The sequence below is a fragment of the Pauljensenia sp. C0254C2 genome (genome assembly GCF_056583835.1).
Genome location: NZ_JBWPJO010000004.1, coordinates 143,638 through 158,410 on the forward strand (window position 1 = coordinate 143,638; position 14,773 = coordinate 158,410).

Genomic DNA, 14,773 nt, shown 5'->3' on the forward strand with positions numbered 1-14,773 from the left:
CGCAGGTCTAGCAAGACAATACTCCATGTTGCACCATCAGTTTAGCTCCTTCCCTACAGAACTTAAGCAATAGCTATGGTTCTCTTCTGTATGATGATGCTTACTGTGATTCTTGCTCTTTCACATTCGCTCGTCGAAGGAAGCATTCCTAATGAAAATGATCGATCTCAAACTGGCATCGCCTTGGTGGATTACAGATTGTTCAGGCAGACTCCACGTCTGGTCAATGTCCAGCGATACACAGCTCATAATGGAGATGGTATCGAATGGCGTAAATGAAGACATTTTGGCGAAACTTCCTGGCCACTGGACCATCGTCGATGAGCGAGAGGAAAACCCAATTATAGCCAGTGACCGGATTCGTTCCCATCCGCTTGCCTATGCATTTGCTAACGGAAGGTGGCTGGTCACTGACGACTTCGAGACGACTCGCACATTGAAGTCACTCGAGCGGAATGACCAACAGGCTCGGATATTTGAGAGTACAGGCTTTTGTATCGGTCCTCACACCCTTGCGGAAAACGTTTATTCAACTGAAGCCTCCCGCTACGTCATCCTCAGAAAAAACGGGGAGGAAGCGTCTCATCTTTACGCGCGGTATGCCTTCTCTCCAGACAGTGTTACCGATGCTGAAGAATTTAGTGACTTATTCAAGCATGCGCTCGACCGCAGCATCGAGCGCCTCCTCAGCGTCGTCGGGGAAAGGCAACTTGTCATTCCTCTATCCGGAGGGCTCGACTCACGGCTTCTCGCATCCTACCTACGGTTGAAACATGTCGAAAATGTGATCGCATTTACGTACGGAAAAGATGACAGCGATGAAGTCAACATCTCGCATCTGGTTGCAAATGAATTAGGAATTGACTGGTTTGTGGTCCCCCTTGATACTTCAAAAGTCCACAAAGCTGTGACAGGATCTGATTTCGAGCACTTTCTCAGAGAAACCTGGAAAGGAACATCACTCCCACACATTCAAGATTGGTATCCACTTAGTGTTATTAAAGAAAACAAGCTCGTTGAGGACGATGCTGTTTTCCTGCCTGGCCATACGATTGTCGGCAATATGCACGACGAAAATCTTTGCGAAAAAGGGCATTCGTACAAAGAGATCTTGGCCGCAATAACTAAACACCACGCTAATCTTCAAGGCTGCTATCATGCCATTGGCCGCGATCCGGTTTGGCAAGCAGAACTTCAACGAGCAGCTTTAGAAATTGGTTCCAGTAATGGCCCTCGAGCAATACAAGAGCTTATCGAATGGTTCAACCTCAGGGAAAGACAAGCTAAATATATCAATAATTCAATGTCGACGTACGAGTTCTTTGGCTATTCGTGGGCACTGCCGATGCTGGACCATGAATTTTGGATGCTATGGCTAAAGGGCGGATCGCACCTGACTCTTACCCGCGAATGGTATTCAAGATTTACCTCCCATCTTTATCAGGAAGCAACCGGCCGTGACGCACGGCTATTTCATCAGGCACCCATCCGACTGACACCCGCCATAAAGCGTCCCCTACAAGCCGTAGCAAAAGCTACGCGTGCCGACAACTTTATTGCCAAGTATCGTTCAGTCCGCATTATGATGAACCATCCTATGGCTTTCGAAGCTTATTCAAGTCTTTCACGCCTACAGCAGCTCCGCGCATATCTGTGCGGGAAAAAGCAAGTCGGGCTATGGGCAAAGGAATTCGTGGAAAAAGGGTGGTGTGGGCATGAGAATCTACTTCCGCCAGCCGACCAATAGATCTCGCTTCCTATTCTCAGTCATAAGAAATTGCCGATGCATAAACGCCTTGATTCCCTGACCGGCTTACGATGGTGGGCAGCATTTGGCGTCTTCGCATACCATATGGCGAATCTGGCACCCCTTCGGCATCAGTCGCTCCTGGACGTGGGATATACGGGTGTTTCATTTTTCTTCGTTCTTTCCGGTTTCGTCCTCACTTGGTCAGCCGCGCCGTCAACGGGCATTCGACAATTCTGGTGGAGAAGATTCGCCAGGATATGGCCGGCCCATCTCGTGGCACTGATACCCTGTCTTTTCGTTTTCTATTCTTTTTCCACACCGCCTGATGATCAGTCCTGGGTCAAGCAGTTCTCACTTCCAGTCATTGCACTGTCAATCATCTTGCTCCAGGGGTTTTCCACCCAGCCTGCGGTACTGTTTTCAGGAAATCCCGCGGCTTGGACTCTTTCGGGTGAAGCGTTTTTCTATTTCCTTCACCCTTTAGTGAATTCGCGCACGACAATGAAAAAGAAAACTGCTTTCGCCCTCCTCACGTGCGCCATTGGAGTAGGTATTGTCATGTGCCTGCTTCGTGCGTCGGAACTCGTCATTTCCCCTCCGCTGGAGAGAGTCTGGGAGTTCTTTCTCGGAATGGCGCTCGCGCACCTATTGCGCGCTGGTGTACGCTTTCAGCTTCCCCCGTGGTCTGCCTACATCATGATTGCTGGCGTCATTGCTTTCTATTGGCTCCTGAATTCTCGATACCACGACCATCCAAGCTTTTTCATCACGTCCCTACATACTCTCATGCCCGTCATCTTGGCACTCATCTACGCCTTGATGATTGCCATCTGCGCATCGGCGGACATTGAGGGGCGCTATTCGCCCCTGAGGCACCGGTTCCTCGTGACAGGCGGTGAATGGTCGTATGCTTTTTACCTCGTCCACGCTACTGTCCTCTATTCCTTCAAGAGCTTCACTGGACTCATTCCGTGGGGAGTGTGGACTATCCCTGTGTGGTGCGTCGTATTCATCATCGCGCTTGCTGCGGCCGGCGGGCTCCACCTATTGATCGAGAAACCTCTGGAAAAGAGGCTCCGTCGGTGGGGTGACTTAAGATTTGGGAATTTTCGTCGTTCTTAAGGCGCAACCTTTCGCCTCATTAAATCGCCTGAAGTATTTCATTGAGTCGATGACTGAATGCAGGAGCCATGCTTCTGGCGTAGTCGAGGGTGACATGGTTATGGTCCAAGTACACGAAAACATTCCCGATGATCGTCGGACATTGATCATCAATACAAAATGCTTCATCAGTCATATCTATCTGATGAAAACCGTCATACTCCTCTAAAGCAAGGCCTGGGTCAACTTCAGCGAAATATTGCGTCCTGTCAAGCACACATCCGCCGTAGAGCTCATCCGGCTTCCTCTGGTCAGAACAGTCATACAAGCTCTCAGCGCTTCTCAAGTTATCGCGAACTCCGATGACGGTGTGGCCTTGAGTGGTAAGCTTCGCAACCACCTCTTCTAGGCCGGCAACCACCTTTTCGTCAGGCGCATCAACGGCGGCCGCCGTACTGATCACAATTATCGCGTCAAAGTTTTCTCGCTCGATATATTTGAGGATTTTCTCGTTCTGATCACGACATTTTCCTTTGTATTCTTCAGGACTGCCAAACGGACAGGCACCCATCAGGACTGCATCAGCGCTCCAACTTGCTGATGTCAGGAACGGCACAATCTGGGTTAGAATCATTTGCTCGGCGTGCGAATCTCCTGCAATCAGTATTCGTCCGTTTGCCGCGTCAGCATCGCCCCATCGGTTGCATGAGGATTTTTCTGATTCAAGTTCTTCTTCAGCCTCAGCATCGCAGTCATCGGGGAAGCTTGCCCATTGGGAGTCAAGAGCGAAGGGGCTTGGAATCGGCTCCTCAGTAAAGTTGTTGTCCGCATTAAGGCTAGCTCCCGGGAGATCTGCGAGCACTCTTGCTCCGGGGTATGCCTGGGCCTCTTCGCCGCTCTGCAGATCCATTGCCAGACTATCTGCGGCACCCTGACGGAACACGGAGAACGCCACGAGTAGAGGAGCACAGCCAACGACCAGCGAAACAGCAACGACGATCGCCTTATTGATTGTTCGAGCATTAACCCATTTCCCCTGCCGAGCCGGATCGTCTACGAACCGTGTCAGGCCAAGGGCCACAACTAGGGAAACAACAATGAGGATGCACCCCTGAGCGACATCAAGTCGTGGCTGGCCAAGTGCAGCGAGCACCAGAGTAAAGATAGGCCAATGAACAAGATAGACGGCATATGAGATATCACCGATATTGGGTAGCGGTGTTTTTGACACGAAACGTGAAGCAGAAAATCTTGAATCTGACGGAAACAGTAGAATCGCTGATACTGCGAGCATCGGGACTACAGCCATCGGACCGGGATAGGTACCTATCTCAACCAAGCAATACACAATGAGAACTAAGAGTCCCGCCCATGCCACTGGGAAGCGGTGCTTAACATACTTCTGGAGCCATGGAGCGGCTGCAGCAATGGCTGATCCTAGGGAGAATTCCCAGATGCGGGCGCGGGTGTCAAAGTATACTGAAGCATCATTTGGGGCCCAGAACAAAAGCCATAACAGAGATACCAGCGTCAAAATCATGAAAGAGGCGAACACTACCGGACGAATTTTCTTCCGGTCTTTTCTGGCAAGCAGGACGCATATGGTCATCAGAAATGGCCAAAGCAGAAATACTTGCCCCTGCATGGACATGGACCACAGATGTTGAAGCGGGCTGGCCAGGCCGACGTTGTTAGCGTAGTAGTCAGCCGAGACTCCGACGAGGCGCCAGTTTTGCCAATACGTTATAGAGGCAATTCCTTGGGTCAGAATTTCAAGCCATCTCGAAGGCGGGAGAATGGCCAGCGAGGCAACAACTGTCAATAAAACGGTGGCGACTAGCGGAGGCAACAGGCGCTTGAAGGTATTAGCCCACCTTTCGACGAAGAACGGCATCGCTCCGTGCTCAGAGCGGCGCACGAAAGAAGAGGTCATCAAGAAGGCGGAAATCATGATGAACGCATCAACGCCGATGGGGGAACCGATGCGCCACGCGTGATACAGGAGGACTTGCACCATGCATAGTGCGCGAAGACCTTGGATATCCAGCCGTTTGGGTGATCTTCTTAAGACATCTGCCCTATTCGTGCTGTTCGCTGCCAGGGCATGATTCTTGCTCGCTACTTCAGACATCTTTTTGTTGGGAAATCCTGAATCTCGTTGATGGTGCTAGTCATAATCCTGTAGCAGTTCATCTTAACGCAGTCTCTTGAGGATCAGCGTAGCCAACCATCTGTCTTCAATAGGGCTCCTTTTACTCTTCGCTTCTTTCGCTGAGTTTATGCTCGCTCTTAGCTGCTTTCTTGCTTTGCCTCATGACGAAAATGCCAGTCATTAAACAAGCCATCACGGAACCAGTAAGTAAGGCCCAAGTCGCACGCCCAACAAGATCTAGCGGTAAGCAAGTCAAAGCCAGATATGCACCGGCAACCCCGGTCCCCCATCCAACAGCAAGAAGAATATAGCGTTCGAATGCCACAAGGCACGCACACGCTAGCTGCGTTGCAGCAATCATGACCGTAGCTGTTGCCACTATTGCAGACTCAAATCTGCTTGGGGAATATTGAGAACCAAATAAGACGTGCACTGCAAGCGGTCCACAACCATATCCGACGGCAAAAGCGACAATGGCACAAAAAGATGCGAGCAAGTATGAACGTAAAACAACTTGTGCTAGTTTTCTGCTCTTGCCACCGCGTATCAGCCGAACCACTTGCGGAACAGCCACCGCTTGTATAGGCGCCACTAGGATCAGCGGCACTCGTGAAGCTGTAACGATTGTGAAAAAGGAGCCCAGTCCTTCGCTTGTACCGACTATAGCTGTCACAAACGCTGGATACCCTGTAATGAGAACTGCAGACAGTGCAATCCCCGTCCCTAAAACCGCTAGACGACGAAGAATCGAAAGCCACGAGACATTGCATTCTGTACGCCCTACAAACCGCGCGGTCGGAATCAAGAAGAACGAAAATGCATAAGACCCAGTTGCAACCGCCACGATCGAATAGGACAGCAGGCTCTCTCGCAGAGCTATGTACATAAAGACTGCCACTGCTACCAATCGCAAGACAGGTTCTATAACTAAGAGTGCTGCATATTGAAGATGCTCTTCGCGTCCCACCAATACACCGCGCACCACAAATTGTGGAATAAAACCAAGCACTGCGATTAATACAGCATAAACACCTATGCTCCCGAGTTCTTGGCTTAGCCTTTCAAAAAAGCCTGACACTAATCCTGCAACACCAATTGGCACTACAGCACATAGCGATATGATACAAACCTTCAGTGGGTAGTTATTGGGGCCTGAACGGTCGAAGTCCAGATTCGCCTGTTGTCTGGAGATCTCCTGTTCAACAACTGAAAAAGCGGAACCAAATCCAAATATCAATCCCCACGATGCCTGAAATGCAGAATACTCATTGGGCGTAAGCACTCTCGCCACATATGCAAGTAAAATATAGCCCAAAAAAGATGCAAGTAAAAGTGCAACTCCAATAGGACCAATTTTACTAATCAGTCTTCTCATTCTCGCCTCGACACATCTTCGCGAGCAGCAAGTTCCACGAGCCCCGCAAAAGTCCTCCAGTAAACGCTACGCCAAACAAGGGCAACAAAGCAGAAACACAGAGCGCATCATGCGTGGATGCGCCACAATACCGAGAGACTTTCCCAGCTGCCCCATCAGCAAGAAGAGCAACGAGAGCCAGGTGCTTCGGATGGCTCTTTCCGAGAAGACCCAGTATGACAAGCGAGCCGGTGCCCACAAAAAAGAACCGCCGCACGGGGTTTGAATACGTCAAATACGAATCGACGAAGGTAGTCCCCCTATAAAACACCTGTTTAATCCAGTTCCTAAAGTTGTCGCGACTTTCGTATTCGCACACAAAGCGTGGATCAATAAAATAACCCGTTTCACCGGCAATATAGCGAATAAGTCGGGTATCATCCGATACTAATTTTAGATTAGAATAGCTTGATGTAAAGTTCTCATATGCGCTTTTCAACAAGTTCCGTGGTGCAAGAAAACATCCTGTTCCCTTGGGAAAGACCTCGAAATTCTCAATATCGACACGGATGCGTTTCCTAGTGCGGAAATAGCGATGCCATCCAATGGCGGTAAGACCAGCCCAAAATCCTGCATAAGCATTTCGCTCAGTACGAACAACAACATCGCCGTTGTAAGACATGTCTTCATTCGATTTAAGATCATTCCAGACAAAGTCGAGGGATTGTCGCTGGAGAAAAACACGCGAATCGTGCAGAAGAACATAATCCGTGTTCAATTGCTCTAATCCAAATTTTCGAGCAAGAAACCTGCCTTGATTCGACCGATGAAACACTCTGAAGCCATATTTTCCCGAAAGCTCATCCAGTATGACTGGCGAACTATCCGTGGAACCATCGTCAACAATCACAACATCAGCTTTCAGATTTGCGTAACCCAGCGCATCAGCCAACGCTTCAAGGGCACCAGAGATCCATCGCTCTTCGTTGTAGACCGGCACCACGACACCGAGTGTCTCGGACATAGCTGAACCTTCCTGACGCTGCTAGATTGTATGCAGCTAAGGATACTCAAGTTTCTAGGATGACACATGATTGCCTTCATATACGGGACGACGGCCGAACTGATTAAAATCGCGCCAGTACTACGTCTTTTGGACGAACGCGGAGTCCGCTATCTCCTTTGGTGCACTGCCCACCACTCAATGGAGGCGATAAACTCAACATCGCAGGAGTTCGGCATTAGACCTCCGGATAGATGGTTTGTCACCGACCCGAAGCTCACTCCGCTGAGTTCAAATAGCCAGGTACCGCAATGGGCCTGCTCTGTGCTTTCTTACTCACATCACAATAGGCAAGCCTTACTTAACGATCTAAAGCAGGATGCTCATCGTGCCTACGTCGCAGTTCACGGAGACACCTTCACCACACTGCTAGGGGCGAAGATCGCGCGAAGGCTCGGTGCACGTGTTATTCACATCGAAGCTGGGATGCGTTCAGGATCACTATTTTCCCCTTTTCCTGAAGAAATAGATCGAATTTTGACAGCCAAGCTCACCGACATCCATTTCGCCCCAAGTCCGAGGGAAGTGCATAACCTTCGAAAGGCACGAGGGATCGTTGTCAACACTGAGGCGAACACCATAATCGATGCACTCAGGCTCGCTGTCGATAGCGCCAGCGTTGCTGAAGAGCTACCAAGTCGCTATTGCCTTTTGACGCTTCACCGATTTGAGCTGCTGCGATCTACAAGCGACTTCACCGCAGTTGTTCACTGTATGAAAGAACACTCAAAGAAAATACCCGTGATATGGGTCATGGGTGGACCAGAGACAGTCAAGGTAAAGGCACTAGGCTTAGATTCTCTATTCGACTCAGATTTCCAACGTTGGGAGAAACGATCGTACTTCAATTTTGTTCCTCTTGTTTCCCACGCAGACCACATCGTGACCGACTCAGGGGGGCTCCAGCAAGAAGCAACAATACTCGGAATCCCGCTTGCGGTGCATCGAAAGAAAACAGAAACTCGCCACCTAGATGGCTATCAGACTTTCAATCTGACTCATATGTCCATTAGTGCTCTGAAAGACTTCTTTCTCAACGTGGACTCTTTTCGGCATGAGTCTACCCTGAATAAATATCACCCCTCCTCCACCATTGTGAATACGCTTGAGTCTTTGGAGATTATTTAGGATTAATATGCCTACAAGTCTCATTTCCTGGACACATATTGTCTTACCAATATTAGGTGCCATATTCTGGCTCTACGCTCCAGGGCTTTTCATCGGACGTTCGTGGCGCGTCCGAGGCCTGCTGCTATGGGGGATAAGTCCCCTGATTTCCGTTGCTTTCTTTGCGATCTCTGCCATACTGTTCCCATACTTTTCCATTCCATGGAACCCGCTTTGGGTGGCACTCGCAGGCGCCCTTATCTCACTGTTAGGCAGCTTGCGACCTTCAGTATGGAGACAGGTCCTTCCATCCCGCCAGGCACTTCTATCTACGCGTAGCATTCTCTTAGTCGGCGCGATTATTGCCTCTGCCGTTCTCATTGCTGCACGGCTAATTGGCGCATTTGGCATTCCGGGTGCTTTTTCTCAAACCTTCGACGGGGTCTTTCACGTCAACGTTGTTCAATGGATCACCCAAAAAAACGACGCTTCTTCTCTTCACATGTCGATTGTCCCCGGCGGGCCCAGTTTTTATCCAGCTGCGTTCCACGCGATCGCCTCCCTCGTTACCCTCACTTTTGGCACCCCGATACCCGTTTCAGTGAATTCTGTTGTCATAGTCATCGCCTCCTGTGTGTGGCCGGGAAGCGTTGCCGCATTGGTTTCCTCGCTGCGACCAACGAGCTCCAAAGAGATTTACTTGTCCCTTCTTTTTGCCACGCTCTTCCCGCAATTTCCATTTCTCTTTATTTCATACGGCGTTCTTTACCCAAATCTTCTAGCATATTCTCTTATTCCGGCCGCATTCGCAGTCTCGGTAACTTTACTTTTTGATAGGTTCGGCCCGCATAATTGGGAAATTATCCTCATACTCCTAGCTTCACTCGCTGCGCTAGCACTTTCCCAACCCAATGCTCTATTTTTGTTTATAATCGCGGTCGCACCACTATTAGTGTATTGGGCTTGGTCTATTCTTCCGCGTGCACTTTTCAAGAAAGGTCCAGCCTGGGCACGTTTCGTAGCAGCAGCGATAGCGACCAGCCTCATAGTCGTGTCATACCTTATCTTGGAAAAAATCACGTCAATTCCAGGTACTCAACTCGGAAAGATGCGTGCCACGCAAACAGCGTGGGAACCACAGGGCGATAAGTGGGAAGCGCTTTGGCGAGTTCTGACATTTGGTGTGGGTATCAATATCAATGTGCCGGCCTTGTCATGGGGAGGACTGCTGTTAGCTCTTGCTACAGTGATTGGCGCACTGGTATGTCTTTGGAGACCCCGGTACCGCTTTTTGCCTTTCAGCTACTCCACACTCGGATTCCTTGCTGTCACTGCATACGCTCTAGACTTCCCGCGACGAGCTTCCATTCTTGGCCTGTGGTATTCCGACTCTCAACGCCTTTATGCTGCCTTACCGCTCTTAGCGGTGCCAATAGCTGCAATTGGGCTGACTGCGGTTACACAATGGACTACAGCCACACTTCTTTCTTCCTCGCATCGCTCAACAAGAAATATCATTGTTTTCTTAGCCATCGGAGTCTTCGTTATCGTTTTGACATTTTCCGATGAAATGAATCAAGCGAGTCTGTCACTCCGCGAACGATACCGCATTCCTCAAACGGACAGCGATCAGCATTATCTTCTGTCGCTTGATGAATACCAACTTCTCAGTCGTATCTCCAATCATGTCGCCCCAGACGAAGCGATTATGGGCGACCCCTGGGACGGTTCGTCCTTCGTGTGGGCAGTATCGGGTAGAAAAGCCGTTTTCCCCCAACCAGCGCTAACTTATCCACCGAACTCAGATCAAACTCTGGTCGCCAATAATCTAAGAAATGTTGCAAGTGATCCCACGATTTGTCCAGCCTTAAACCGTCTCAATGCATACCATGTTCTCGACTTTGGGGAAGACTTCATCCTATGGGATGGGTTCGTCAACGGCGAGAATGAGTTCTTTCGTGGCTTCGAGCATCTTGACACGGCTCCCGGGATCACTCTAGTCGACAAGCAGGGAAATGCCCGTCTATATGAAGTGACCGAATGCACTCACAAGTAAGTTGTTCTAATCTTCTTTCGCAGTGCCTTTGCCGTCTGAGAGGTCATAACGCAGCAGCGCAATTTCCTCGATGATTCTTCTTCTGTCCTCTTCCAGCCTCGTCACTACCACGCTTTGGTGAAGCTGCAAAACGACCAGAACAGCTACTACGACGACAAGGACCATGTTTGAAGCAAGCTGGAATCCTAAAAGATGCGCGATCCTATCTACAACTGAAGGAAAGATCGCTCCCAAGAATGCAAGAAGATCCAAACTCAGCCAAAGCCAAATGTACTTTTCCTTGATCTGCTTCTTCTGAACTAAACGGACCAAAACTATAGCAATCGAGAGAATAAAAACTGCCAGTAGTATACGATATCCCATTTTCTTCTCTCTATCTCGGCGTGATGACAGCGATGCCTAGGGCCAGCATCGACCGCAAAAGATAGACCGCGGATTTTAGTGGAGAGTGCGAAGGAGTGCCAGCCAAGCGCTTTCTCATTGTCACCCCGACTTGCGTGATACGAAGGTTATTTTTCGAAGCGATCACTATGGCATTAATGGTATCCCCTAGATATTCTGCAGGATATTCGCGAGAATACAATTCGATTGCCTTGCATGAATATGCTTTAAAGCCGGATGTAACATCTGTTAAGTCGGTGTGGCAGATGTGCGATAGAGCCTTTCCCAAAAAACGCATTGCCCATTTTCTTGGCCCTCTCACAGCATATTTGCCGACACCTGCAAAACGCGAACCTATCACGACGTCATATCCATCGTCTAAAGTCGCAATCAAATGAGAGATGTCTTCCGGGTTGTGCTGACCATCCGCGTCCACTTGAACTGCAACGGCATAGCGAGAGAGCTGCGCAAACTTAAAGCCCGCTCGCATAGCACCGCCAACGCCAAGATTAATTGGTAGATCCAACACTTCAGCGCCCGACTCACAGGCTATGGCGGCAGTCGCATCGGTCGAGCCGTCGGAGACAACAAGGACTGACGCTTCGGGGAGCGATTCCTTGACCTCTGTTATAACAGACCCGACACTCGCCTCTTCGTTCCATGCAGGAATAATGACAAGTACGCCCCCACCTACGCATGAATCGATTGCGGTTGCCCGTCTCTCAAAGGCATCAACCACTATCTCACTCCAACAGTTCTCAAAGGTATCTTGCCCCTCCGTTCAGCTCTACTCGTCACTTTTTGAGTGGACGGTTTTCGCCTAGATTACGCCCATCCACATAGTTATACGTTTTCTCTCGCAACAGTAATAAAGTATTTGATAGCTGAGCGTTTTACAGAGGAAAGGCCGCGACTGTATTCCTCACTCAAAGTGCACAACCTCATTGGATGAAGCGGACTTCAGGATTGCTTCGACCACGCGCAGCGCAGCAAGGCCGTCATTCATCGTGACGTGCTCATCGCCAACGCCCCAGATGGCGTCGCGGAAGTGCTCCTGCTCCACGGCGATCGGCTCACGCTTGGTCAAGGCGTAGCGCGTCATGGTGCCTTCGGACACTCCGCGGAATGCGGCGATCTGATCCCACTGGACAGGCATCTGGCCGTTTTCGAAGAAGGTCAGATCCCCCATCACGGTGTTGGCGACCAGCGCGCCATGCTCGCCGGTGACGATCGTGGTGCGGTCCTTGTACGGAGTGAGCCAATTGACCAGGTGGTTGACCAGCACTCCGTTGGCGAAACGACCCGACACCGTGACCATGTCCTCGTGTTCACGCCCTGACCGGTACGCGGTCTGAGCGAACAGTTCGGCATAGGTGGAGCCGGCGACCCATGCGGCCAGATCCACGTCGTGAGTGGCCAGATCCTTGACAACGCCCACGTCTGAAATGCGTGCAGGGAATGGGGACTGGCGACGCGTGACGATCTGGTAGACCTGACCGAGCTGGCCGTCCTGAACGCGGCGACGCATCTCCATGATCGCCGGGTTGCAACGCTCCACGTAGCCAACAGCGCCGACAAGTCCTGCTGCGTTGAACGCGTCAGCCAGACGCTGTCCGGCCTCGACACTTGCGGCAAGCGGTTTTTCAACCAGTGTGTGAACCTCAGCTTCAGCCAGTTTGAGAGCCGCTTCCTCGTGGAAAATGGTGGGGACAGCAACAATGGCGGCGTCAATCCCGGTTTCGATCAGAGCATCAACGTCTGGAAGAACAGGCATGTCACCGGCAACGCCGAAGCGGTCACCGCTGGGATCGGCAATGCCGACCAGTTCGAACCCTTCGGTTGAGCGTGCATTGCGCACGTGGTGACGTCCCATCGAACCGATGCCGAGGACACCTACGCGAATAGGCTGTCCTTTTTCGATGCGATGCCGCTCGGGTGCTGATGATGTCATGCGACTCACGCTCCAGCCTTGGCGCATGCGGACACGGCCTCAACGATGCGATTCAGGTCTTCAGCCGACAGGGAGGGGTGAACCGGCAGGGAGACAACCTCGCGGGCAGCCTTTTCCGTGTTCGGCAGTTCAAGACCCTCAGCGTAGGGTGCCAGGGACTGCAGGCGGTGATTCGGGATCGGGTAGTACACGCCGGAGCCGACCTGCCATTGGTCTTTCAGTGCGTCGCGGAAGGCATCACGTTCCTCGCCGGTCGCGCCTTCCAGACGGATTGTGTACTGGTGGTAGACGTGTGAGTAGCCTTCCGGCACGGTCGGGGTGACCACTCCGTCCACAGAGGCGAGACCCTCGCTGAGCTTTGCAGCGTTCTCCTTGCGGGTCTTCGTCCAGCCTGCGAGTTTCTTCAGCTGTGTGCGACCAACAGCAGCAGCCACATCAGTCATACGGTTGTTCAGACCGACCAACTCATTGGCGTACTGCTTTTCCATGCCCTGGTTACGGATCAGGCGGCAGCGGCGAGCAAGCTCATCGTCAGCGGTGGTGACCATGCCGCCCTCAAGGGACGTCATGTTCTTCGTCGGGTAGAAGGAGAAGGATCCCCAACTGCCGAACGTACCCACCGGCTTGCCGTTGATCGACGCGGCGTGTGCCTGAGCGCAGTCTTCGAAGACCAGCAGATTGTGCTTCTTGGCGATCTCAAGGATGGCTGGCATGTTGGCCGGCAGGCCGTACAGGTGCACGACCTCGATGGCTACGGTCTTGTCAGTGATTGCAGCTTCAACGCTGGCCGGATCGAGGGTGAACGTGTTGACGTCAATATCAGCAAACACAGGGTTGGCTCCTGCGATGGCAACGGAGTTGCCGGTGGCAGCGAAGGTGAACGACGGAACGATGACTTCAGCGCCTTCCGGCAGCTGTGAGGCCAGCGTGGCGACATGCTGAGCTGATGTGCCGGAGTTGACGGCCACGCAGTTCACGCCTGCGACAACCTGCTCAGAGAATTCTTCTTCGAAAGCCTTGACCTGAGGGCCCTGAACAACCATTCCGGTTGCGAGCACATCGTCAACAGCCTGACGCTCGTCGTCACCGATCAGTGGCTTTGCAGGCGGGATAAATGCACGTTCCATTAGTGAGAAACCTCTTTCAACGTTGTCTGTCCATCACTTGATTGTTCTTCGTAGTACAGGTCACCAGTCAAAGGGCAGCGGTACAGTGTCTGCCCCTCGTTCACCGGTTCGAGAGCGCTGCGAGCGCCCTCGTCAATGTCATGTCGATCCACTGGTTCAAGGCGTGCGCCCGAGCGGCCGACCCACCCAATGCGCCTGGCTGGCACGCCGGCAACAAGGGCGAAATCAGGGACGTCCTTCGTGACGACTGCTCCGGCAGCGACTGTGGCCCATGCGCCAATCGTCACGGGCGCCACGCACACGCTGCGAGCGCCAATTGCGGCGCCTTCCTTGATGGTGACGCCAACCGGCTCCCAGTCAGATGCAGATTTGATGGTTCCATCCGGGTTGACGGCCCTGGGGAAGTGATCGTTGGTCAGGACTGCTGCCGGACCGATAAAGACACCATCGGCAAGGGATGCGGGCTCATAGACAAGGGCGTAGTTCTGCACTTTGCAGTTGTTCCCCATGTGAACGCCCTCGCCAATATAGGCACCACGGCCAACGATGCAGTTTTCACCGATGTGAGCATCTTCGCGTACCTGGGCGAGATGCCAGATGCTGGAGCCTTCGCCAATGGACGCGCTCGATGCAACATCGGCAGTATCAACAATTCTGGGCATATACCCTCCTGACGTACTGTAGCCACTTAATCATACGCACTCACAGCCCAAGATCACAGGCACCACCCG

General features: G+C 51.6%; 12 protein-coding genes. 4 read left to right on the top strand and 8 right to left on the bottom strand.

Annotated features, from left to right (window positions below; translation table 11 throughout):
• Positions 1-151: 151 nt before the first annotated feature.
• Positions 152-1,747, top strand: a complete 1,596-nt coding sequence (locus tag AC1DA5_RS04675; protein ID WP_480289395.1) for an asparagine synthase-related protein — start codon at positions 152-154, stop codon at positions 1,745-1,747.
• 36 nt (positions 1,748-1,783) lie between these two features.
• Positions 1,784-2,872, top strand: coding sequence for an acyltransferase family protein (locus AC1DA5_RS04680; RefSeq protein ID WP_480289396.1), 1,089 nt, complete (start codon positions 1,784-1,786; stop codon positions 2,870-2,872).
• Between the two features lie 19 nt (positions 2,873-2,891).
• Here the strand turns inward: AC1DA5_RS04680 and AC1DA5_RS04685 are convergent, their stop codons facing one another.
• The 3 genes from AC1DA5_RS04685 to AC1DA5_RS04695 all read right to left on the bottom strand — a co-directional run bounded on the left by AC1DA5_RS04685 (position 2,892) and on the right by AC1DA5_RS04695 (position 7,381).
• A complete protein-coding gene (locus AC1DA5_RS04685; RefSeq protein ID WP_285015788.1) occupies positions 2,892-4,982 on the bottom strand; it encodes an acyltransferase family protein in 2,091 nt (696 codons plus the stop codon).
• 121 nt (positions 4,983-5,103) lie between these two features.
• Positions 5,104-6,378, bottom strand: coding sequence for a lipopolysaccharide biosynthesis protein (locus tag AC1DA5_RS04690; RefSeq protein WP_285015790.1), 1,275 nt, complete (start codon positions 6,376-6,378; stop codon positions 5,104-5,106).
• A complete protein-coding gene (locus AC1DA5_RS04695; RefSeq protein WP_285015791.1) occupies positions 6,362-7,381 on the bottom strand; it encodes a glycosyltransferase family 2 protein in 1,020 nt (339 codons plus the stop codon). Before AC1DA5_RS04695 ends, AC1DA5_RS04690 begins: the two co-directional genes overlap by 17 nt.
• 66 nt (positions 7,382-7,447) lie before the next feature.
• On the opposite strand from AC1DA5_RS04695, the gene AC1DA5_RS04700 reads away from it, so the two are divergent.
• Together AC1DA5_RS04700 and AC1DA5_RS04705 are read left to right on the top strand one after the other, a co-directional pair.
• Positions 7,448-8,548, top strand: coding sequence for a UDP-N-acetylglucosamine 2-epimerase (locus AC1DA5_RS04700; protein ID WP_285015793.1), 1,101 nt, complete (start codon positions 7,448-7,450; stop codon positions 8,546-8,548).
• A 7-nt stretch (positions 8,549-8,555) separates the two neighbouring features.
• Entirely contained in the window at positions 8,556-10,583 is a 2,028-nt protein-coding gene (locus AC1DA5_RS04705; RefSeq protein ID WP_285015795.1) for a DUF6541 family protein, read from the top strand.
• Positions 10,584-10,589: 6 nt separating this feature from the next.
• On the opposite strand, the gene AC1DA5_RS04710 is transcribed toward AC1DA5_RS04705, so the two are convergent.
• The 5 genes from AC1DA5_RS04710 to AC1DA5_RS04730 form a co-directional block, all read right to left on the bottom strand.
• Complete coding sequence (locus tag AC1DA5_RS04710) at positions 10,590-10,946, bottom strand: DUF2304 domain-containing protein (protein ID WP_285015798.1); 357 nt, start codon at positions 10,944-10,946, stop codon at positions 10,590-10,592.
• A 10-nt stretch (positions 10,947-10,956) separates the two neighbouring features.
• Positions 10,957-11,703: a glycosyltransferase family 2 protein gene (locus tag AC1DA5_RS04715; RefSeq protein ID WP_480289397.1), complete on the bottom strand. Its 747-nt coding sequence runs from the start codon at positions 11,701-11,703 to the stop codon at positions 10,957-10,959.
• Between the two features lie 183 nt (positions 11,704-11,886).
• Positions 11,887-12,915 carry a Gfo/Idh/MocA family protein gene (locus AC1DA5_RS04720; RefSeq protein WP_480289399.1) on the bottom strand — a complete coding sequence of 343 codons (1,029 nt, stop codon included), beginning with the start codon at positions 12,913-12,915 and terminating at the stop codon, positions 11,887-11,889.
• Between the two features lie 5 nt (positions 12,916-12,920).
• On the bottom strand, positions 12,921-14,042 hold the full coding sequence (locus AC1DA5_RS04725) for a DegT/DnrJ/EryC1/StrS family aminotransferase (protein WP_480289400.1): 1,122 nt from the start codon (positions 14,040-14,042) through the stop codon (positions 12,921-12,923).
• Complete coding sequence (locus tag AC1DA5_RS04730) at positions 14,042-14,704, bottom strand: acyltransferase (RefSeq protein WP_480289402.1); 663 nt, start codon at positions 14,702-14,704, stop codon at positions 14,042-14,044. The genes AC1DA5_RS04725 and AC1DA5_RS04730 overlap by 1 nt, the downstream gene beginning before the upstream one ends.
• Positions 14,705-14,773 lie beyond the last annotated feature (69 nt).